We start from the raw sequence: 19,429 nt of genomic DNA, 5'->3' as shown, positions 1-19,429 counted from the left end.
GTCAGACCCTCTCGATGATCGTCGCGATACCCATGCCGCCACCCACGCACAGCGTGGCGAGACCGCGGCGCAGGTCCCGGCGCTCCAGCTCGTCCAGCAGCGTCCCGAGGATCATGCAACCGGTGGCGCCCAGCGGGTGGCCCAGCGCGATCGCACCGCCGTTGACGTTGACCTTGTCCTCGGGAATGTCCATGTCCCGCAGGAACTTCAGCACGACGGACGAGAACGCCTCGTTGACCTCGAACAGGTCGATGTCCTCGACCGAGAGCCCGGCCTTGTCCAACGCCTTGCGCGCGGAGGGCGCGGGGCCGGTCAGCATGATCGTCGGCTCGGTTCCCACGACCGCGACGGAGACGATCCGGGCACGTGGCGTGAGTCCCAGCGCACGCCCGGCGGCCTCGGAACCGATCAGCATCGCCGCGGCGCCGTCGACGATCTGCGACGAGTTGCCCGGCGTGTGCACGTGGTTGATGCGCTCGACGGTGGGGTAGCGGTCGATCGCGACCGTGTCGTAGCCGAGGTCGCCGTGGAACTGGAAGCTCGGCTTCAACCGGCCCAGCGACTCCACAGTGGACTCGGGCCGGATCGTCTCGTCCTCCTTCAGCAGCACGGTGCCGTTCTGGTCGACGACCGGCACGACCGAGCGCTCGAAGAACCCGTTCTTCTGCGCCTCGAAGGCGAGCGCGTGCGAGCGGGCGGCCCACGTGTCGACGTCCGTGCGCGAGAAGCCCTCCAGCGTCGCGATCAGGTCCGCGGACACGCCCTGCGGCACGAACGACAGGTCGAAGTTCGTCTGCGGGTCGATCGCCCACGCACCACCGTCGGACCCCATCGGCACCCGCGACATCGACTCGACGCCACCCGCGACCACCAGGTCCTCGAACCCGGAGGCGACCTTCGCCGCCGCGAGGTTCACCGACTCGAGGCCGGACGCGCAGAACCGGTTGAGCTGCACACCCGCCGGCCGCTGGTCCCACCCGGCGGCCAGGACCGCGGTGCGGGCGATGTCACCGCCCTGCTCGCCGAGCGGTGACACCACGCCGAACACGACGTCGTCCACCGCGGAGGTGTCGAGGGAGTTGCGTTCGGACAGCGCGCGCAGCACACCGGCGGCCAGCGCGACGGGCTTGACGCTGTGCAGCGACCCGCGCTTCCCCTTGCCGCGCGGCGTGCGCACCGCGTCGAAGATCAAGGCTTCGCTCATGGCACCCACGCTAGGCCCGGCCTCTCAAGCTGGCCATGACCGTGAAGGGTGACCGATTAGCTCACGACGAACTCCATGTGCTCGGGTTCGCCGGCATCCACGAAACCCAGCCGCTCGTAGAGCTTGCGCGCAGGCAGGTTGTGCTCCCACACCCGCAGCCGCACGCGCTTCCAGCCTTCCTCGGCCGCCCACGCCAGCACGGCCCTGACCAGCGCTTCTCCGATGCCCCGGCCGCGGTGGGAGCTCTTGACCCACATCGAGTAGAGGTAGAGGTCGCCGGGTTTCGAGGTGGCTCCGACCAGGCCGACGGGACCGGGGTCGAGCGCGACGAGGTTCAGGCCTCCCACGATGCGCGCGCGCCAGTCGTCCTCGCCGTACTCCTGCTCACGTGCCAGCGTCGACCCGAACTCCGCTGGATCCGCGGCCAGCGCCTCCAGGCGGACGTCACGCCACAGCGTCCACTCGTCCGGCGTGACCTGGTGGATCTGCATGCCGGCCAGTCTGTCCGATCGGGGTGGGAATTTCGCTCACTTTTTCGGGTGACGGCCTGGCGCGCCGGTCATGGCGTGGATCACCGCCCGGTGGTTTCGTGGAACTCATGGCAGAGCGTCGATCGCGGTGGATGGACAGCGACCTGGACCAGTTGCGCCAGCTCGCCCGCACGTTCATGGAGAAGGAGGTCACGCCGCACCAGGAACGCTTCGCCGAGCAGAAGCAGGTCGACCGCGACCTGTGGCGCAAGGCCGGTGACCTCGGGCTGCTGTGCCTGAGCATCCCTGAGGAGTACGGAGGCGGCGGCGGCACGTTCGCACACGAGGCCGTGCTGCTCGAAGAACAGGCACGCGCCGGTGACAGCGCCTGGGGCAACAGCGTTCACAGCGGGATCGTGGCGCACTACCTCAACTCCTACGGATCCGAGGATCAGAAGCGGCGCTGGCTGCCCAAGCTCGCGTCCGGCGAGTGCGTCGGCGCGATCGCGATGACCGAGCCCGGCGCGGGCTCCGACCTTCAGGGCATCCGCACCAAGGCCGTCAGGGACGGCGACGAGTACGTCATCAACGGCTCGAAGACGTTCATCACCAACGGCGTGCACGCCGACCTCGTGGTCGTGGTCGCCAAGACCGACCCGTCCCAGGGCGCCCAGGGCATCTCGCTGATCGTGGTGGAGAACGACATCCGGCGCGGCCGCGTGCTCGACAAGGTCGGCATGAAGGGGCAGGACACCGCCGAGCTGTTCTTCGACGACGTCCGGGTGCCCGTCGCGAACCTCCTTGGCGACCAGGAAGGCCTCGGGTTCATCCAGCTAATGCAGCAGCTGCCGCAGGAACGTCTGATCATCGGCGTCTGCTGCATCGCGGGCATCGAGGCGGCCGTCGACGTGACGCTGAAGTACGTGAAGGAGCGCACGGCGTTCGGCAAGGAGCTGATGAAGTTCCAGAACACCAGGTTCAAGCTTGCCGAGTGCGCCACCGAGGCGGCTGTGACCAGGGCTTTCATCGACGAGTGCATCGAGAAGCATCTGCGCGGTGAGCTCGACGTGCCGACTGCGGCGATGGCGAAGTGGTGGGCCAGTGACCGGCTCGGCAAGGTCGTCGACGAGTGCGTGCAGCTCTTCGGCGGCTACGGCTACATGAACGAGTACCCGATCGCACGTGCCTGGTCCGACGCCCGCGTGCAGAGGATCTTCGGCGGCACGAACGAGATCATGAAGGAAATCATCGCGAGGTCCCTGTGAGCGGGCCTCTGGCAGGACTCAAGGTCGTCGAGCTCGCCGGTCTCGCGCCCGCGCCGTTCGGCTGCATGGTGCTCGCGGACCTCGGCGCCGACGTGATCCAGGTGCACAAGCCGGGGAGCCGCTCGACGGTTCCCGGCGACTTCCTGGGCCGCAACCGCCGCTCGGTCGCGATCGACACCCGCAGGCCGGAGGGCGCCGAGCTGGTGTTGCGGCTGGTCGAACGCTCGGACGTGCTGGTGGAGGGCTTCCGTCCGGGCGTGACGGAGCGGCTGGGCATCGGCCCGGCGCAGTGCCTGGCCCGCAACCCGCGCCTTGTATATGGACGCATGACCGGCTGGGGCCAGGACGGGCCGCTCGCCGACCGGGCAGGGCACGACATCAACTACATCGCGATCGCCGGCGCGCTGGACCCCATCGGACGCGCCGGTGGGCCACCGGTCGTGCCGCTCAACCTCGTCGGCGACTTCGGCGGGGGAGGGCTGCTGCTGGCTCTCGGCGTGCTGGCCGCGCTGTACGAACGCGAGCGCTCCGGCCGCGGCCAGGTCGTCGACGCGGCGATGGTCGACGGGGCGGCGTTGCTCACGACGTTCCTGCACGGGATGAAGCACGCGGGCATGTGGCAGGGCGGGCGCGGCGAGAACATGCTGGACAGCGGACTGCCGTTCTACGACGTCTACGAGGCCGCGGACGGGCGCTTCGTCGCCGTGGGCGCGCTGGAGGAGAAGTTCTACGCCGACCTGGTGCGCGTGCTGGGCCTGGAGGACGCGCCTTCGCGCAACGACCCGGCGAACTGGCCTGAGCTGCGCGAACGCATCGCGGCGGCGGTGAAGACCAGGACGCGTGACGAGTGGGCCGACCTCGCTCGGGACACGGACGCCTGCCTGGCGCCGGTGCTCACGCCCACCGAGGCGGCGCGGCACCCGTACAACGAGGCACGTGGCACGTTCGTGGACGTCTCCGGCGCGCGGCACCCGGCGCCGGCTCCCCGCTTCGACCGGACTCCGGCGGCGGTTCCCGCGGCTCCGGTTTCGGCCGGGGCGAACACCGGGGAAGTGCTTGCCGACATGGGTGTGGCGGACGCTCAAATTATGGAACTGCGGCGGTCAGGAGTAATTGGGTGAATGCTCGGGTGCGCATTTATAAGGACACGACGGGGTGACAGAGCGTGATGCCGGCGGAGCGGCATCCGGGTGAGACCCAGTGCAACAGTGTCTGGTCCAAGCTGTGGGATGCGAGGGTGTCCGTGTTCACCTCGTGCCCAGGACATCGGCGCTGCACAGGGATCTCTTTAGCCTCCATTCGGGTGACATTCCCCGTCGTGCAGGCGTGCGCCGCCGGTGGATCCTGGGACCAGTTGGGCGTGGTCGTTGTTCATCGCACGGGTGAATGAGGGACCATGTCGGGTGACACGGGCGGTCCGCCGCCTCATCTGTGAGCGACATGGACGGAGAGGTACCTGTGAACCTCAAGAAGGTGCTAGTGCTGGCGGCCGTCGCGCTGGTGCTGTTCCTCCTGATCACCCGGCCCGAGGAGTCCGCAAGCGCGGTCCAGCAGGTCCTCGGCTGGCTGCGTCAGGGCGCGGAGTCGATCATCACCTTCATCAGGAGCCTCTTCGGGACCGCGACCCCGATCAGCTAGTGACTCAGGGTGATCCTCGACCGTTCACGTTGGACCGGATGGGTGGAATGAGGCCAATCACGCACTGGTAACGGGTGTTCTGGCGATTCAGGGTCTGGCGATTGTCAGACCTACCGAATACCTTCCGCTGCAATGGCCGATCCCCGACCGACGAGGAGGCATGGATGGTCGAGGACTCCGGGGTCCACGAGCTGTTGAAGCAGTGGGCGGCTGAACGGTCTGATGACGCAGAGATGCAGGAGGTGAACCGGATCAAGAACGCGTGGCTCGCGGAGGCTCCCCCCTCGGCGCCCGGCATCCCCGTGCAGCGGGGAGGCAGCAAGGGCGGGTCGCGTGGCTTGGTCAAGGTCGACTCGGCGGATCCGGCCTACGTGGCCGCGATGCGCAAGCGGGCGCCGGAGGCACCCGAGGCGTTGCTCGCCGCCGCAGCGAGCTACTGGCAGCTGGTAGGTGACGTCAGCGAGGCCGAGCAGTGGTGGGACGCGGGCATCAGCCCGTTGGACCAGCGCGCGCTCGACTACCGCGCGGCGGGCCTGACCCCTGCCGACCTCGGGAGGCGCCTGGGACCGATGACGGTTCTCCAGCACCTCCGCCGTGGCTCTGCCGCGGCTTGGTGTGTCGCACGTCTGCAGAGGCAGCGCCGGGACGGCGTGGCGTAGGGCGTAACGAACGGGCGAGGTGTGCTCGCGGAGAGCGCTCGCCGGAGTTCGTTCCGCGTGTTCTGTGGGGGCCGAGCCCCCACACCCCCGCCGGGGGCAAGCCCCCGGACCCCCAACCGGTTCGGCCTCCTGACGAGGAGGCCTCTACCTCAAGTGGATCCTTGTACGGGTCGGCCTCCTGATTCTGATGCGGAGGCCCCTACCTCGAGCGGATCCCTGAACGGGTCGGCCTCCCGGTGGAGGCCTCACCCAAGTGATTCGAGGGCAGGCTCTCCGTGGCGAGAGTTCTACCCAAGTGATTCGAGGGCAGGCTCTCGGAGGCGGGAGCCCTACCCAAGTAGTCTGGAGGCCGTGCGCGGCCTCCTTACACCTCAGCGAGTGTTGATCGGCCTTGGTTGCCTGATCGCACTGATCGCCTGTTGCGGACTCGCGTACTGGCAGTGGCAGCGTTTCGAGTCCGCCAGCGGCACGTTCCAGAACCTCGGGTACGTGCTCCAGTGGCCGCTCTTCGGCGTCTTCCCGCTCTTCATGGTGTGGCGCTTCCGCCGCTTGGCGCGCCAGCGCCGTGACGAGCCTCTCTCCGCACCGGAGCCGGTTGCGGCAGCTCCACGGCCGGTGACTACGGTTGACGCCGTCAAACCCGCGCCTGTCGAGCACTTCGACGACGAAGAAGACGCGGAGCTCGCGGCCTACAACCGCATGCTCGCGGACCTCAACGCGCGGGACGGTCGTTGAGCGAAGGCGGGCAGATGAAGGGTGCGTTGACCCGGTTCAGGGTCATGGCTTACGTGGTCGGTGTCTTCCTGTTGCTGCTGGTCGTGGCCATGGTGCTGAAGTACGCCGCGGACATGGGCGGGATGATGAAGGTCGTCGGCCCCGTCCACGGCTTCCTCTACGCCATCTACCTGGTGATTTCCGTCGACCTGGCGCTGAAGCTGCGCTGGTCGATCAAGGGCACCGCTCTCGTGCTGCTCGCCGGCACGGTCCCGTTCCTGTCGTTCTGGGCCGAGCGCAAGGTGGTCGAGAAGACGGCGCAGGGCGTGCCGCTGTGACGTTTGGCCTGCTAGCGTCTGGGGCTACCAACTGAACACGGCCGTCGATGTCGCGCGGAAGAGACCTCTCCAGAGTTCGATCTCCGGAAGGCGCCGAAGGAGCAACTCCTCCCCGGAATCTCTCAGGCACAGGTACCGCACGACGAAGGCAACTCTGGAAAGCAGGCGCCAGCGCCTCGCCCACGGTGCAAGCCACTCCGGTGGTGAAGCTCTCAGGCTCATGACAGAGGGGGAGGCTGCTCTGGAAGAGGAGTCTCCGATGGACCGTGTCATTCTTCTGTTGCCTCAGCCGGCCTCGTCCGGCTCTTCGGCGCACCCTGGAGGAGCGTTCTGATGTCCCGCCTCACGCCTCTGAACGCCGAGCACGAGCAGCTCGGCGCGATGTTCACCGACTTCGCGGGCTGGCGGATGCCGCTGCGCTACTCGAGCGAGCTCGCCGAGCACCACGCCGTGCGCACCACCGCGGGCCTGTTCGACCTCACGCACATGGGTGAGATCGTGCTGACCGGAGCCCAGGCGGGCGAGGCGCTCGACCACGCGCTCGTCGGCCACATCTCGGCGCTGGCGGTCGGCAAGGCGCGCTACACGATGATCACCCAGGCCGACGGCGGCGTGATCGACGACCTGATCGTGTACCGCCTCGGCGACGAGGAGTTCATGGTCGTCGCCAACGCCTCCAACGCCTCGGTGGTGGCCGAGGCGCTCGTCGAGCGCGCCGGCGGTTTCGACACCGTGGTCACGGACAAGTCCACCGACTACGCGTTGATCGCGATCCAGGGCCCGAAGTCGGTCGAGATCCTCGCCGGGCTGACCGGCACCGACCTCTCGACGGTCAAGTACTACGCGTCCTACCCGTCGAAGGTCGCCGGCGTCGACGCGCTGCTGGCTCGCACCGGCTACACGGGCGAGGAGGGCTTCGAGCTCTTCCTGGCACCCGCGGACGCTCCCGCCGTCTGGAACGCGCTGCTGGAGGCCGGTGCCGCGCACGAGCTCAAGCCGTGTGGTCTCGGCTGCCGCGACACGTTGCGCCTCGAGGCCGGGATGCCGTTGTACGGCAACGAACTCACGACTTCTCTCACCCCGTACCACGCGAACCTCGGCCGCGTCGTGAAGCTCGACAAGCCGGGCGACTTCGTCGGCCGCGACGCGCTGACGAAGGTCGCCGAGTCCGGGGTGGACTCGGTCCTGGTCGGACTGAAGACGCCGGAGCGCCGCGCCCCGCGGCACGGTTACTCGGTGCTGAACGGCGACGAGGTCGTGGGCGAGGTGACGTCGGGCGCGCTGTCCCCGACCCTCGGCTACTCCGTCGCCATGGCCTACGTGACGAAGGCGAGTGCCGAGCCCGGCACCCAACTGCTGGTGGACGTCCGCGGCAAGAAGCAGCCGGTCGAGGTCGTCGCACTTCCGTTCTACAAGCGTGCCAAGTAGGGAGATCTTCCAGATGTCCGACCAGTTCAACGCCTCCCTCGCGGAGTACGACCCCGAGGTCGCGCAGGCCGTTGCGGCCGAGCTGGCGCGCCAGCAGAGCACTCTCGAGATGATCGCCTCGGAGAACTTCACGCCCGTGTCGGTGCTGCAGGCGCAGGGCTCGGTGCTGACCAACAAGTACGCGGAGGGCTACCCCGGCCGCCGCTACTACGGTGGCTGCGAGCACGTCGACGTCGTGGAGCGCCTCGCCATCGAGCGCATCAAGTCGTTGTTCGGCGCCGGTTTCGCCAACGTCCAGCCGCACTCGGGCGCGCAGGCCAACGCGGCCGCGATGTTCGCGCTGCTGCAGCCCGGCGACACGATCCTGGGCCTGGACCTCGCGCACGGCGGCCACCTGACGCACGGCATGCGCATCAACTTCTCCGGCAAGCTCTACAACGTCGTGCCGTACCACGTTTCCGACTCCGACGGCCGCGTCGACATGGCCGAGGTCGAGCGCCTCGCCCAGGAGTACCGCCCGAAGCTGATCGTCGCCGGCTGGTCCGCCTACCCGCGCCAGCTGGACTTCGCCGAGTTCCGCCGCATCGCCGACTCGGTCGAGGCCTACCTGATGGTCGACATGGCGCACTTCGCCGGCCTGGTGGCCGCGGGCCTGCACCCGTCGCCCGTCCCGCACGCGCACGTGACGACGACGACCACGCACAAGACCCTCGGCGGTCCTCGTGGTGGCGTGATCCTGTCGAACGAGGCGGACATCGCCAAGAAGATCAACTCGGCGGTCTTCCCCGGCCAGCAGGGCGGTCCGCTGGAGCACGTGATCGCGGCCAAGGCCGTGGCGTTCAAGCACGCCGCCTCGCCGGAGTTCGCCGACCGCCAGCGCCGCACGCTGGAGGGCTCGAAGATCCTCGCCGAGCGCCTGTCGCAGCCGGACGTCGCGGCCGCGGGCGTGAAGGTGCTGACCGGCGGCACGGACGTCCACCTGGTGCTGGTCGACCTGGTGAACTCCGAGCTCGACGGCAAGCAGGCCGAGGACGTGCTGCACCAGATCGGCATCACGGTCAACCGCAACGCCGTCCCGAACGACCCGCGCCCGCCGATGGTCACCTCCGGCCTGCGGATCGGTACGCCGGCGCTCGCGACCCGCGGTTTCGGCGAGGTGGACTTCACCGAGGTCGCCGACGTGATCGCGGAGGCCCTGAAGCCCGGTGCCGCGCTCGACGAGCTACGTGCCCGCGTCGAGGTGCTGGCCGCCAAGCACCCGCTGTACCCGACGCTCTGATCCACACGTGAAGGGGCGCCCGCCGGAATTCCGGCGGGCGCCCCTTCTGTGTTCCGAGAGCGAAACGACGGGAACCCCGGCCCCTTCCCCAGGGCCGGGGTGTCACCGTGTCAGGGTGTTGTGTGCCTCAGATGGATCGTCCTAATCGGATGCTTTGGGGTTACGGCGTCGCCGTCACACCGGCGGGCAGGCACTCCACGTTGCGCTTGCCGTCGGGCTGGATCACGAACCAGGTTTTGCCAACACCCTGGCCGGCCCACTTGCCCGGTCCCGGGTCCAGCGAGTACGCGTAGATCGGCGAGTTGTCGATGGCGACCTGCTTCTTGCCGTCCGCGCGCGTGATCAGCGAGACGAGCTTCGGGTCGATGCCCTCGACCTGCGGGATCGTGTCCGACAGCAGCGGCGGCCACGTGACTGCGCACTGGTTGTTGCAGTTGGACTTGGCGTCAGGCGCCTTGGTGTCCTTGTCGAAGCGGTACATCGTGCGGCCGTCGCCGTCCTGGACGACCATGCCCATCTTGTCGACAGCCTTGCCGACCAGCTTCACGGAGCTGACCGGAGCGGCCGCCGGAGGCTGCGCGGCGGGAGGCTGCGCGGCCGGGGTCGGGGTTTCCGGTGCCTGCTGCTGGACAGGGGTCTCGGGCGCCTGAGCGGGCTCCTGGAGTACCGGGGCCTGACCCACGTCGCCGTAGTCACCGAGGACGCCCAGGTCGGTTTCGGTCTGTGCCACCGGTTTCGAGTTCGTGCCACTTCCCGTGGCGCTCCAGACACCCAGACCCAGCACAACTGCCAGTCCCGCGGCGAGCCCGATGGCAATGCGGTTACGTCGGATCACACTCATGTCCTCCTTGTCCGTCGTTCGCTCTATCGAGGCCATACGGGCCCGGTTGCGTCTCGGTTCAGAAACGAACCGAACCTCTTGCCGACTCGAACGTCTGGCGGAGCCAGGTTGCGCAGGAGGCGCAGGGTGGTCGTCGCTGGTCAGCTGGCACGAATGGCCGAACGGATGGTGCGGTGCGCCGCTGCCGATCGAAATTCGGGCGGGGGACGGACGCACGGCGGGCCCGCAGGACGGCACCACACCCGTGCCGCCGGTGGGACGAGGTGGTCGCACTGGTCGGCGAGGGCCGGGCAAAGGGTGTGGCGGCTCGACCTCGCGGGCGGCGCGGTGAGTTTCCCGGTCAGCCTTCTCGCGGTCGTCCTGCTGCTGAGCGGGTTGTTCCTGTACGCGGACGGGCGCAAGCGCTACGACCTGATCGACTCCGCGTGGGGCCCTGGCTTCGCCGTGATCGTGGTGATCACGCTCGTGTTCGCGGAGGGCGAACCAACTCGGCAGTGGCTCGTGACGGCCCTGACGGTGGTGTGGGGTCTACGCCTGGGAGCGCACATCCTCGTGCGCAACTCCGGCGAGGGCGAAGATCCTCGCTACCAGGACATCTTGAGGCGTGCCAACGGAAGTCCGCGCCTGCGCATGTACCGCGTCCACCTGATCCAGGCCGCGCTGATGTGGGTCGTGCCGCTGCCGGTGCGGGCCACGCGGCATCGTTCGGCCCCGTTCGGAGTGCTGGATTGGGTGGGCACTGGCGTGTGGATGGTCGGCTTCGCCTTCGAGGCCGTTGGCGACTGGCAGCTCTCCCGGTTCCGCTCGGACCCGGCGACAAGGGCGCCGTGATGGATCGCGGACTCTGGCGCTGCACAAGGCATCCCAACTACTTCGGCGACGCCGTCGTGTGGTGGGCCTGTACCTGCTCGCGTTGCACTCGTGGCCCCGCCGCGCTCACGATCATCGGTCCGATGATCATGACGTGGCTGCTCGCGAAGGGTTCGGCAAACTGTTGCTGGAGAAGGACATCGTGTCTCGGCGTCCCGGCTACGCCGAGTACGTCCGGCGCACGAGCGGGTTCGTGCCGTTGCCGCCCTGCGGTCGCGTGGAGCAGGGGCGCGGGTCCTGCGGAGCGGTCCGGGTTTCCCGTCATCGGCTCGGTTCCTCCGGCGTGGCTCCCTCGCGGAGGCCGCGTTCAGCGGTACCGTGCCGCCGTCGTGCGCAACCCCCGTCGGGTCTGTATCGCGCCAGGCAGAAGCCTCGCGCCACCGGCCAGGCGAAGGGCCGCGGGTTAGTGTGGGCGGGTGGGCAATGACATCTCCTTCCCGCGCCAACAGGCGCGCACTCAGCGGTTCACCGTAGGCGCCCCCAGGACCTTCGCGGTGTCGTCAGACGGGGCACGTGTCTTCTTCCTGCGCCCGGCCACGGCCACGAGCCGTGCGAACGGCCTCTGGGAGCTCGACACGGCCACCGGCGTCGAAAAGCTGCTCGTCGACCCGGCGACGCTGCTGACCGACCCGGAGGACCTGCCTGCCGAGGAGAAGGCCCGCCGCGAGCGCACGCGCGAGTCCGGCGCGGGCATCATCGCCTACGCCCTCTCGAAGGACGCCGCGGTCGCCTCGTTCGCCCTGTCCGGCCGCCTGTTCGTGGCCGACCTCGTGAAGGGGGCCGTCCGCGAGCTGCCGACGGACGGCGGCGTCATCGACCCGCGCGTGGACCCGACGGGCTCGCGTGTGGCATACGTCACCCGCGGCACGCTGCGGGTGGCCGAGCTCGACTCGGGCGACGACTACGCCGTCGCCGTGCCCGACGGCGAGGACGTGACGTTCGGCCTGGCCGAGTTCATCGCGGCCGAGGAGATGTCGCGCTACCGCGGCTACTGGTGGGAGCCGAACGGCACCCGCCTCATCGCCGCGCGCGTGAACAACGCCCCGGTGCAGCGCTGGTACATCGCCGACCCCGCCAACCCGGCCACCGCCGCCACCGAGATCGCCTACCCGGCCGCCGGCACCCCCAACGCCACCGTGTCACTTCACGTGGTGTCGCTGGACGGCACCTTCGTCCCGGTGCTGCTCGAGTTCGACTACCTCAACGACGTGCACTGGTCCTCCGGCGGCGCCCCGCTGATCACCACCCAGACCCGCGACCAGCGCACCCGCAAGATCTACTCGCTGGCCCCCGAGACCGGCGCCGTCACCGAGCTCGTCACCGAGACCGACCCGACGTGGATCGAGGTGACCGGCGGCGCCCCGGCCTGGACCCCGGACGGCCGTCTCGTGCGCATCGTCGGCAACGGCGACGAGTACGCCCTCCAGCTGGACGACGACATCGTGACCACCGGCCTCCAGGTGCGCCGCGTCCTGGACATCGCCGACGACTCCATCCTGATCGCCGCCTCGGCCGACGACCCGACCCAGGTCCACGTCTACTCGGTGGGCGAAACCGTCGAGAGACTGTCCACAGAGGACGGTGTGCACACCGCGATTCGCGGCGGTGACACAACTGTGTTCGTATCGGCCAATTTGGACAGCTTCGGAGCGAAGGCCACCGCCGGAGCTCACGTGATCGAGTCGTGGGCGGAAACCCCGGTGCTCAAGGCGTCTCCGCGCCTGCTGACCCTGGGCGAGCGCAACATCCGCGCCGCCCTCCTGCTCCCGTCCGGCCACACGCCGGGCACCAAGCTGCCCGTCCTCATGGACCCGTACGGCGGCCCGCACGCCCAGCGCGTCCTGTCCTCGCAGAACTCGTTCCTGGCCTCGCAGTGGCTGGCCGACCAGGGCTTCGCGGTCCTGGTCGCCGACGGCCGCGGCACCCCGGGCCGAGGTCTCGCCTGGGAACGCGCCATCGCCTACGACTTCGCCGGTGCCACCCTGGAAGACCAGGTGGACGCCCTGCACGCGGCCGCGGCCGTCGAGCCCGACCTGGACCTGACCCGCGTGGCCATCCGGGGCTGGTCCTACGGCGGCTACCTGAGCGCCCTGGCGGTGCTGCGCCGCCCGGACGTCTTCCACGCGGCCATCGCCGGCGCCCCGGTGACCGACTGGCGCCTCTACGACACCCACTACACCGAGCGCTACCTCGGCCACCCGGACGACAAGCCGGAGGTCTACGACTCGAACTCCCTGATCGCCGACGCGGACAAGCTCACCCGCCCGCTGATGATCATCCACGGCCTGGCCGACGACAACGTGGTGGCAGCGCACACCCTGCGCCTGTCCAACGCCCTGCTGGCCGCGGGCCGCCCGCACACCGTGCTGCCCCTCTCGGGCGTCACGCACATGACCCCGCAGGAACAGGTCGCCGAGAACCTGCTCCTGCTGCAGGTCGACTTCCTCAAGCAGTCCCTGGCCTGAGAACCAGCGAAAGGGGCGCCTCCCGCAACGGGAAGCGCCCCTCTCCAAGCCGAACCGTCAGGCCAGCGACTGCCGCACCCGGTAGGGCGGGATGCTGTTGCCGACCAACGCGAGGTCGTCGATCGACTCCGGCTGGTACCCGGCCGTCTTCAGGCGCTCGACCATCAGCGCCGTCGGGTCCTCGACCACGTCGGCACGCCCGAACAGGTACGCCCACTCGTGCTCGTCCGAGCCGTAGTAGGCGACGGTGTCGAACACCTCGTTGAACCGCTGCCAGGAGCGGATCAGCGTGGTGTTGCGCCACATCGTCTGGCAGCCGGACTGGTTGACGACGACGCCGCCCGGACGCAGCAGGGCCTTGCACATGCGCAGGAAGTCGGCGCCGTACAAGCGGTTGTGCTGCGCCTCCTCCTCACGCTCGTCGGGCAGGTCCACCAGCACGATGTCGTACTTCTCCGACGTCGTGCGGATGTACTCGAACCCGTCGATGTACTGCACGCGGATCGGGCCGGTGCCCTTCTCCGCCTCGGCGAGCTCGTCGAGCGTGTACCCGTACGGCAGGTGCTCGGCGCACAGCTTCACAGCCTGCTCGTCGATGTCGATGTGGTCGACGACCGACGCGCCGTGCTGAACGGCCATCTGGCACACGACGCCCTCGGAGGAGCCGATGACCAGCACGCGCTCGACCTGGTCGGCCAGCAGAAGCGCCGGCACCATCAGGGCCTCGTGGTAGGTCAGCTGGCTGAACTCCGTGGACTGGCGGTCGTTGTCGCAGAACAGCGACACGCCCTGGGCCGTGCGGGCGATCACCAGGTGCTGGAAGTCGGTCTTGGTGTCGACCAGCACCTCGTCCACGCGCCAGTGGCGGGTCATGCCGTCGGCGAGCGGCTCGTTGATGGTGTTCACGCGGCGTGCTCCTTGATGCCACGAGTGACGAGATCCGTGCTCACGTGAGCGGCGCCCAGAGCGTCAGCGAGGAGCTGGACGGCCAGCGCGGGTTTCGCACGAGTACCGCAGGTGAAAACGTCGACGAACACCGAACCCACTTCGGGATAGGTGTGGATCGAGGCATGGGACTCCGACAGCAAAGCCAGCACGGTGACCCCCTGCGGATCGAACTTCTTGGAGATCACCTCCAGCACCGTTGCGTCGGCCTGCGTGAGAACCTCACCAAGGGCGTGTCGGAGGAACTGCTCGTCGTCGAGCAGATCGGCGCTCACACCCGAAAGCTCTGCAAGTACGTGCTGTCCCGCGAACAAACCGACGGTTTCCTCGGTCTGACAGGGCGCTTCGGACATCAATCACTCCAAACTATGTGAAGTACAAACGGACTTAGATGCAGTACGTGGCCAACGGCGGGAAGCCGTTGAAGCACACGGACGAATAGGAGGAGGTGTAGGCGCCCGAGTGGAGGATGTCCACGTGGTCGCCGGCCCTCAGGTCGAGCGGCAGGTCGTAGCGGGTGTGCTGGTAGATCACGTCGTCCGCGTCGCACGTCGGGCCGGCCAGCACCACCGGGCCGAGCTCGCCACCGTCGCGCGAGGTGCGCAGCCGGTACGCGATCGCCTCGCCCTCGGTCTCGGCGAGGCCCTGGTAGCGGCCGATGTCGAGGTACACCCAGCGGCGTTCGTCCGAATAGGACTTCCGCGACACCAGCACCACCGAGGAGCGGATCATCCCGGCCTCCGCGGAGATCGCGCGGCCCGGTTCGATCATCACCCGCGGGCGCTCGGCGCCGAAGTGCCGCGCGAGCGACGCCTCGATCGCGGAGGCGAACGCCTCCAGCGCCGGCGTGTCTTCTTGATACACCGCCGGGAGGCCGCCGCCCAAGTTCACGGTGGTGGTCTCGATGCCTTCCGCACGCAGTTTTGACGCGATCAGAGCGGCGTCGGCGATACCGGAGTCCCAGCCCGAAACGGACATCTGCTGCGAACCCGCGTGGAAGGCCACACCCAAAGGAACGAGTCCTGATTGGTGCGCCAGCCGCAAGAGATCCGTCGCCATCTCGGAATCGCAGCCGAACTTGTTGCCGAACGGGTACGTGGAACCCTTGCTGTGGACGAGGATCCGCACGAGCACGGACGAGCCCGGCGCGTGCTCGGCCACGAACCGCACGTCCTGTTCGCTGTCCGACACGAACAGTCGCACCCCGCGCGAGTAGGCGTACGCGATGTCCGCGGCCTTCTTGATGGGGTTGCTGTAGGAGATCGACGCGGGTGATGCGCCGCGTGCCAGGCACAGGTCGATCTCCGCGGGCGACGCGACGTCGAACTGCGAACCCTCCGACACCAGCGTGCCCACCACGTCGGCCTCGGGGTTCGACTTGACCGCGTAGAAGATGTCGACTGACGGCAGTGCCGCGTGAATCGCCTGGTAGCGCGCGCGGATCGTCTCGAGGTCGATCACCAGACACGGTGTCGACGGGTTCTCCTGGTCCAGGAAACGCCGAATACGAGCCTCTGCCTCGTAACGCCGGTCAACGGCGAAGCTCTCGGTCATTTCCCCAGGGTTCCCCCTTCATCCGCCTCGCGGTCCGTACGCGGGCACGGCCGTCCACTCTACGGCCTCGACACCGCATGTGCGCAATCCAGTCCGGCCGAGTGTGACTTAGCCAGCAGTGCGCAGTTCGATCATCGTGATGTCCGGTGGTGCGCCCACGCGCACCGGGGGACCCCAGAAGCCCGCGCCACGACTGACGTAGAGCCACGTGTCGTCCACCTTCGACAGCCCCGCGACGCTGGGTTGCTGCACCGGCACGACGAAGTTGAACGGCACCATCTGTCCGCCGTGTGTATGGCCGGACAACTGGAGGTCGATGCCGTGTGAAGACGCGTCGCTGACCTGCACCGGCTGGTGTGCCAACAGGACGAGCGGGTTGTTCCGGTCACGGCCGGCGAGAGCGCGTTCGAAGTCCGGCCCGTCGCCGTAGGACTTGCCGATGATGTCGTTCACACCCACGAGCTCGATCCCACCGGCAACTGTCAAACCCTCGTTGCGCAACGGGTTCACACCGAGCCGTTCCATCTCCGATATCCACTGCTCGTGCCCGGAGAAGTACTCGTGGTTGCCCGTCACGAAGAAGCTGCCGTGCCTCGACACCAGGTCCCGCAACGGCGCCGCGGCCTCACCCAGCTCCGCGACGGTGCCGTCCACGAGGTCGCCGACGATCGCGACGAGGTCGGCCTCCTGCTCGTTGATCATCCGCACGATCCGCTCGGTGTGCGAACGCCCGAGCAGCGGGCCGAGGTGAATGTCGCTCACAACCGCGATCCGGAAGCCCGACAGGGACTTCTGGAGCTTGTCCAGCGTGACCGGCACGTTCAGCAGCTGCGGCGCGCCCAGCGCCTGCGTCATGCCGTAACCGACCACGCTGCCCGCCGCGATGCCGGAGCCGATCGCGACCGACCGCGAGATGAACAGCCGCCGCGACGGGTCCGGCACGACCTCGACCGGCTCGGCGCCCACCGCGGCGGGCACGAGCGTGGCCCGCTTCAGCAGGATCCGGCGCGGAATCTCGGCGATGCCCAGCGCGATGGCCAGGTAGAACAGCAGCGCGAGCCACACGAAGCCCGGCCAGGCGAAGAACTTCCCGTACTCCGGCGGCACCCGTCGCGTCACGACCAGCGCGCTCATCAGCAGCACGAACGCCCCGATGACGGCGAGCGTGCCGATGCGGCGCCCGAGCGTGCGCGGACGTGTGGTGTCCACGACCAGCCGGCGCCACAGGTACAGATGGCCCAACGCGGTCGGAACTCCGAGGAGCAACAGGAAAATCACCGCACAAGTATGCGTTTCGCCCTCGCGGGTGTGATCGCCGGAGCCCGCCCGGCGGCCGCGATCTCACTTTCGGCACGCGCACCGTCACAGGCGGTGGCACGCTGGGCCGTACCGGTGACAGAAAAAACGTGTGAGGTCCGTGCAACCCTCCGGGCCGCAGGTGGCGTGAGTAACCCGGTACCGCAGATTAGGGGGAAACCTGATGAGTGATCGGGACGCCGCGTTCCAGGAGTACTTCGCGGCCCGTTCCGACGCCATGCGCGGCACGGCCTACCTGCTGTGCGGCGACTGGCATCGCGCGGAGGACCTCGTGCAGCAGGCGTTCACGAAGCTCTACCTGGCGTGGCGCAGGATCGAGCGGCACGAGGCACTGGACGCCTACACCAGGCAGATTCTGGTGCGGACGTTCCTGTCCGAGCGACGGCGCGGGTGGTTCCGGTTCGAGTCGGCGAGCGACGAGCTCACCGACTCGGCGGCTCCACCGGGCACGTACCCCGAAGAACGCATGGTGTTGCTGGAGGCTCTGGCGAAGGTGCCTCCGAAACAGCGTGCGTGCCTCGTCCTGCGGTATTGGGAGGACATGTCGATCGAACAGACGGCAGTTGTCCTCAAGTGTTCGGAAGGAACGGTAAAGAGTCAGGCCGCGCGGGGGCTGCAGACGCTGCGTGGCCTGCTCTCACAGCAGGAGAGGGTTCGATGAACGAACAGGACCTCAAACGGGCTTTCGAGGACGTTGTGGTGGCGAGCAGCCCGCCGCCGTCGATGGACCCCGGCCGGGCGCTGGAAGCGGCGCGCAAGGCCAGGTCGAAGCGGCGGTCGTCGATCACCGGTGCGCTGGTCGCGGTGCTCGTGGTCGGGGTCGGTCTCGGGACGGCGTTCGCGCTCAACCCGAAGGCCACCACCGAGTACATGACGGGCGCGGCGCCGAGCAGTAGCAGCAGCGCCGCCTGGCCCGGCAGGTGGCCGGAGGGGCAGAGCGACCGCACGGCCACGAAAGGACCACAGGCCGACCGCGCGAACAAGCTGCTCGAGGAGCTCAAGGGCGTGGTGCCGGCCGGGTACGACGCCCCGCAGCTCAAGTACCAGGACCCCTCGTACGCCGGGGGTGACATGCAGCGCACCCAGGGACAGGTGGCGTCCGACCGCGGCGAGGTGCCCGAGGTCTGGGAGTACATGGCTCAGACACCCGTGCGCAAGGACGGCAAGGTGGGCTGGCTGCTCGCCGAGTCGTCCACTCCCGACCCCGAGCTGCCGACCGACCCGTGCGCCCTCGCCAGGGCGTTCTGGGGCATGGGCGGGCCGTGCCGGGTGGTCGACGTCAAGGGCCTCAAGGTCGGTGTCGTGCAGAGCAATCCGAGCGGCCGTGACCAGTTCGACAAGTGGGCCACCTACCGGGCCCAGGACGGTCAGGTCGTGACGATCGCGCAGGACGACAAGTACCTGGGTGGTGACTACCCGGAGCTCGACGGGCCGTTGTTCACGGAGGAGCAGCTGGCCGAGCTGGCGACGGATCCCCGGTTCCGCATGGGTGACTGAGTCCGCTTCGATCCAGGAGGGCGGTCACGTCTGTGAACCGCTCCCCGGAAGTTGGACTGGCTAACTGAAGGTCAGGCCGCGAGGGCCTGGGCTCGGTGTTCGACCGAGCTCAGGCCCTTGAGCGTGGTCGAGATGCGGGTGGTGTTGTACCAGTCGATGTAGTCGTCCAGCGCTGTGGTGAACTAGGTGACGGTGTCGAACCTGTTGTGGTGGAACAGTTCTTCCTTGAGGTGGCCGAAGAAGTTCTCGGCGATGGAGTTGTCCAGGCAGTTGGCTCGCCGGGACATTGACTGGGTCAGGCCCGCGTCGTCGAGCAGTGTCCGCCAGGAGGTGTGCTGATACTGGAACCCTTGGTCGGAGTGCACCAGCGGCGTGGCTGCGGCGGGCAGGGTGGCGATCGCCTGGCGCAGGGAGGAGTTGGTCAGCTCCAGCGTCGGGGACGGGCCGCAGGTGTAGGCGATGACGGACCGGTCGAACAGGTCGATGATCGGCGACAGGTAGAGCTTGCGGTCACCGATGCGGAACTCGGTCACGTCGGTGACCCACTTGGTGTCCGGGACCTCGGCGCTGAACTGGCGGTTGAGCACGTTCTCGGCGGTCGTGCCGGTCTGCCCGAGCCAGGACCGGTACTTCCGCGGCCGTCGGACCTTGCAGACCAGGCCGAGGGTGTTCATCAGCGTGAGCACGGTCTTCTTGGCCACCTGCCAGCCGGCACGGGTCAACATGATGTGGATTCGCCGATGCCCGTAGCGGCCGCGGCGGCCTCGAAGGCCTCGGTGATCGCGGTCTTGAGCCCGGCCTGCGGATCAGGCCGGTCCGGGCGGGCCTGGTGGTAGAAGAACGTCGACCGGGCCAGGCCGGCGACCGCCAGCAGCACCGGCAGCGCGTAGTCGGCCTTGAAGGCGGCGATGACCTGGGTTTTCACCCTCGCCCCTGCTCCCTCAA

At 68.4% G+C, this 19,429-nt stretch carries 21 protein-coding genes, 1 pseudogene and 2 riboswitches; of the genes and pseudogenes, 12 read left to right on the top strand and 10 right to left on the bottom strand.

Going from position 1 to position 19,429, the window contains the following annotated elements:
* Position 1: 1 nt before the first annotated feature.
* Both C8D87_RS36625 and C8D87_RS36620 read right to left on the bottom strand, forming a co-directional pair.
* Positions 2-1,204: an acetyl-CoA C-acetyltransferase gene (locus C8D87_RS36625; protein ID WP_112230461.1), complete on the bottom strand. Its 1,203-nt coding sequence runs from the start codon at positions 1,202-1,204 to the stop codon at positions 2-4.
* A gap of 56 nt (positions 1,205-1,260) precedes the next feature.
* A complete protein-coding gene (locus C8D87_RS36620) occupies positions 1,261-1,695 on the bottom strand; it encodes a GNAT family N-acetyltransferase (RefSeq protein ID WP_112230459.1) in 435 nt (144 codons plus the stop codon).
* 107 nt (positions 1,696-1,802) lie between these two features.
* On the opposite strand from C8D87_RS36620, the gene C8D87_RS36615 reads away from it, so the two are divergent.
* The 8 genes from C8D87_RS36615 (at position 1,803) to glyA (ending at position 8,995) form a co-directional block, all read left to right on the top strand.
* A complete protein-coding gene (locus C8D87_RS36615) occupies positions 1,803-2,939 on the top strand; it encodes an acyl-CoA dehydrogenase family protein (RefSeq protein ID WP_112230570.1) in 1,137 nt (378 codons plus the stop codon).
* Positions 2,936-4,060, top strand: a complete 1,125-nt coding sequence (locus C8D87_RS36610) for a CaiB/BaiF CoA transferase family protein (RefSeq protein WP_112230457.1) — start codon at positions 2,936-2,938, stop codon at positions 4,058-4,060. The genes C8D87_RS36615 and C8D87_RS36610 overlap by 4 nt, the downstream gene beginning before the upstream one ends.
* A 319-nt stretch (positions 4,061-4,379) precedes the next feature.
* Complete coding sequence (locus C8D87_RS36605; protein ID WP_112230455.1) at positions 4,380-4,577, top strand: hypothetical protein; 198 nt, start codon at positions 4,380-4,382, stop codon at positions 4,575-4,577.
* 164 nt (positions 4,578-4,741) lie between these two features.
* Positions 4,742-5,236: a transcriptional regulator gene (locus C8D87_RS36600; protein ID WP_109633389.1), complete on the top strand. Its 495-nt coding sequence runs from the start codon at positions 4,742-4,744 to the stop codon at positions 5,234-5,236.
* 378 nt (positions 5,237-5,614) lie between these two features.
* Positions 5,615-5,971 carry a hypothetical protein gene (locus tag C8D87_RS36595; protein ID WP_233442464.1) on the top strand — a complete coding sequence of 119 codons (357 nt, stop codon included), beginning with the start codon at positions 5,615-5,617 and terminating at the stop codon, positions 5,969-5,971.
* Positions 5,972-5,985: 14 nt separating this feature from the next.
* A complete protein-coding gene (locus C8D87_RS36590; protein WP_112230450.1) occupies positions 5,986-6,288 on the top strand; it encodes a DUF3817 domain-containing protein in 303 nt (100 codons plus the stop codon).
* A gap of 45 nt (positions 6,289-6,333) precedes the next feature.
* A riboswitch (glycine riboswitch) is annotated at positions 6,334-6,436 on the top strand.
* Between the two features lies 1 nt (position 6,437).
* A riboswitch (glycine riboswitch) is annotated at positions 6,438-6,522 on the top strand.
* A gap of 99 nt (positions 6,523-6,621) precedes the next feature.
* The gene (gene gcvT / locus C8D87_RS36585) at positions 6,622-7,716 is read left to right on the top strand and encodes a glycine cleavage system aminomethyltransferase GcvT (protein WP_112230448.1); all 1,095 of its coding nucleotides are present in this window, start codon (positions 6,622-6,624) and stop codon (positions 7,714-7,716) included.
* A gap of 13 nt (positions 7,717-7,729) precedes the next feature.
* A complete protein-coding gene (gene glyA / locus C8D87_RS36580) occupies positions 7,730-8,995 on the top strand; it encodes a serine hydroxymethyltransferase (protein WP_112230446.1) in 1,266 nt (421 codons plus the stop codon).
* A gap of 160 nt (positions 8,996-9,155) precedes the next feature.
* Here glyA and C8D87_RS36575 read toward each other — a convergent pair whose 3' ends face one another.
* Positions 9,156-9,830: a hypothetical protein gene (locus C8D87_RS36575; RefSeq protein WP_112230568.1), complete on the bottom strand. Its 675-nt coding sequence runs from the start codon at positions 9,828-9,830 to the stop codon at positions 9,156-9,158.
* A gap of 159 nt (positions 9,831-9,989) precedes the next feature.
* On the opposite strand from C8D87_RS36575, the pseudogene C8D87_RS49325 reads away from it, so the two are divergent.
* Together C8D87_RS49325 and C8D87_RS36565 are read left to right on the top strand one after the other, a co-directional pair.
* Positions 9,990-11,113: pseudogene (locus C8D87_RS49325) on the top strand (DUF1295 domain-containing protein).
* A gap of 9 nt (positions 11,114-11,122) precedes the next feature.
* Positions 11,123-13,171, top strand: coding sequence for a S9 family peptidase (locus tag C8D87_RS36565; protein ID WP_112230444.1), 2,049 nt, complete (start codon positions 11,123-11,125; stop codon positions 13,169-13,171).
* Between the two features lie 57 nt (positions 13,172-13,228).
* On the opposite strand, the gene C8D87_RS36560 is transcribed toward C8D87_RS36565, so the two are convergent.
* The 4 genes from C8D87_RS36560 to C8D87_RS36545 all read right to left on the bottom strand — a co-directional run bounded on the left by C8D87_RS36560 (position 13,229) and on the right by C8D87_RS36545 (position 16,948).
* The gene (locus tag C8D87_RS36560) at positions 13,229-14,044 is read right to left on the bottom strand and encodes a spermidine synthase (protein WP_109635061.1); all 816 of its coding nucleotides are present in this window, start codon (positions 14,042-14,044) and stop codon (positions 13,229-13,231) included.
* Between the two features lie 29 nt (positions 14,045-14,073).
* Positions 14,074-14,469 carry an adenosylmethionine decarboxylase gene (speD, locus tag C8D87_RS36555; protein ID WP_030466682.1) on the bottom strand — a complete coding sequence of 132 codons (396 nt, stop codon included), beginning with the start codon at positions 14,467-14,469 and terminating at the stop codon, positions 14,074-14,076.
* A gap of 34 nt (positions 14,470-14,503) precedes the next feature.
* Positions 14,504-15,670, bottom strand: coding sequence for a type III PLP-dependent enzyme (locus C8D87_RS36550; protein WP_112230442.1), 1,167 nt, complete (start codon positions 15,668-15,670; stop codon positions 14,504-14,506).
* A gap of 108 nt (positions 15,671-15,778) precedes the next feature.
* On the bottom strand, positions 15,779-16,948 hold the full coding sequence (locus tag C8D87_RS36545; RefSeq protein ID WP_325049747.1) for a metallophosphoesterase: 1,170 nt from the start codon (positions 16,946-16,948) through the stop codon (positions 15,779-15,781).
* Between the two features lie 202 nt (positions 16,949-17,150).
* Here C8D87_RS36545 and C8D87_RS36540 point away from each other — a divergent pair, with 202 nt between their 5' ends.
* Both C8D87_RS36540 and C8D87_RS36535 read left to right on the top strand, forming a co-directional pair.
* Positions 17,151-17,648 (top strand): SigE family RNA polymerase sigma factor, encoded by a 498-nt coding sequence (locus C8D87_RS36540; protein WP_109633371.1) that lies wholly within the window; start codon positions 17,151-17,153, stop codon positions 17,646-17,648.
* Positions 17,645-18,484 (top strand): hypothetical protein, encoded by an 840-nt coding sequence (locus C8D87_RS36535; protein WP_112230440.1) that lies wholly within the window; start codon positions 17,645-17,647, stop codon positions 18,482-18,484. Before C8D87_RS36540 ends, C8D87_RS36535 begins: the two co-directional genes overlap by 4 nt.
* Before the next feature lie 71 nt (positions 18,485-18,555).
* Here the strand turns inward: C8D87_RS36535 and C8D87_RS49425 are convergent, their stop codons facing one another.
* Genes C8D87_RS49425 through C8D87_RS48270 form a run of 3 tightly spaced genes read right to left on the bottom strand, consistent with a single transcriptional unit; the run spans position 18,556 to position 19,409 of the window.
* Entirely contained in the window at positions 18,556-18,654 is a 99-nt protein-coding gene (locus C8D87_RS49425; RefSeq protein ID WP_112230566.1) for an IS3 family transposase, read from the bottom strand.
* A 12-nt stretch (positions 18,655-18,666) separates the two neighbouring features.
* Entirely contained in the window at positions 18,667-19,209 is a 543-nt protein-coding gene (locus C8D87_RS48275; RefSeq protein WP_112230438.1) for an IS3 family transposase, read from the bottom strand.
* Positions 19,203-19,409, bottom strand: coding sequence for a hypothetical protein (locus C8D87_RS48270; protein WP_112230436.1), 207 nt, complete (start codon positions 19,407-19,409; stop codon positions 19,203-19,205). The genes C8D87_RS48275 and C8D87_RS48270 overlap by 7 nt, the downstream gene beginning before the upstream one ends.
* Positions 19,410-19,429: the final 20 nt, after the last annotated feature.

The organism is Lentzea atacamensis, from assembly GCF_003269295.1.
GTDB lineage: Bacteria > Actinomycetota > Actinomycetes > Mycobacteriales > Pseudonocardiaceae > Lentzea > Lentzea atacamensis.
Note: the sequence above shows the minus strand (reverse complement) of the source record. Positions and strands in the feature narration are given on the sequence as shown.

Bases quoted from the DNA above. Each gene is read 5' to 3' on its own strand.
- C8D87_RS36625 (WP_112230461.1), bottom strand. From the start codon at position 1,204: ATGAGCGAAGCCTTGATCTTCGACGCGGTGCGCACGCCGCGCGGCAAG.
- C8D87_RS36620 (WP_112230459.1), bottom strand. From the start codon at position 1,695: ATGCAGATCCACCAGGTCACGCCGGACGAGTGGACGCTGTGGCGTGAC.
- C8D87_RS36615 (WP_112230570.1), top strand. From the start codon at position 1,803: ATGGCAGAGCGTCGATCGCGGTGGATGGACAGCGACCTGGACCAGTTG.
- C8D87_RS36605 (WP_112230455.1), top strand. From the start codon at position 4,380: ATGGACGGAGAGGTACCTGTGAACCTCAAGAAGGTGCTAGTGCTGGCG.
- C8D87_RS36600 (WP_109633389.1), top strand. From the start codon at position 4,742: ATGGTCGAGGACTCCGGGGTCCACGAGCTGTTGAAGCAGTGGGCGGCT.
- C8D87_RS36590 (WP_112230450.1), top strand. From the start codon at position 5,986: ATGAAGGGTGCGTTGACCCGGTTCAGGGTCATGGCTTACGTGGTCGGT.
- gcvT (WP_112230448.1), top strand. From the start codon at position 6,622: ATGTCCCGCCTCACGCCTCTGAACGCCGAGCACGAGCAGCTCGGCGCG.
- glyA (WP_112230446.1), top strand. From the start codon at position 7,730: ATGTCCGACCAGTTCAACGCCTCCCTCGCGGAGTACGACCCCGAGGTC.
- C8D87_RS36560 (WP_109635061.1), bottom strand. From the start codon at position 14,044: ATGACCCGCCACTGGCGCGTGGACGAGGTGCTGGTCGACACCAAGACC.
- speD (WP_030466682.1), bottom strand. From the start codon at position 14,469: ATGTCCGAAGCGCCCTGTCAGACCGAGGAAACCGTCGGTTTGTTCGCG.
- C8D87_RS36550 (WP_112230442.1), bottom strand. From the start codon at position 15,670: ATGACCGAGAGCTTCGCCGTTGACCGGCGTTACGAGGCAGAGGCTCGT.
- C8D87_RS36540 (WP_109633371.1), top strand. From the start codon at position 17,151: ATGAGTGATCGGGACGCCGCGTTCCAGGAGTACTTCGCGGCCCGTTCC.
- C8D87_RS36535 (WP_112230440.1), top strand. From the start codon at position 17,645: ATGAACGAACAGGACCTCAAACGGGCTTTCGAGGACGTTGTGGTGGCG.
- C8D87_RS48275 (WP_112230438.1), bottom strand. From the start codon at position 19,209: ATGTTGACCCGTGCCGGCTGGCAGGTGGCCAAGAAGACCGTGCTCACG.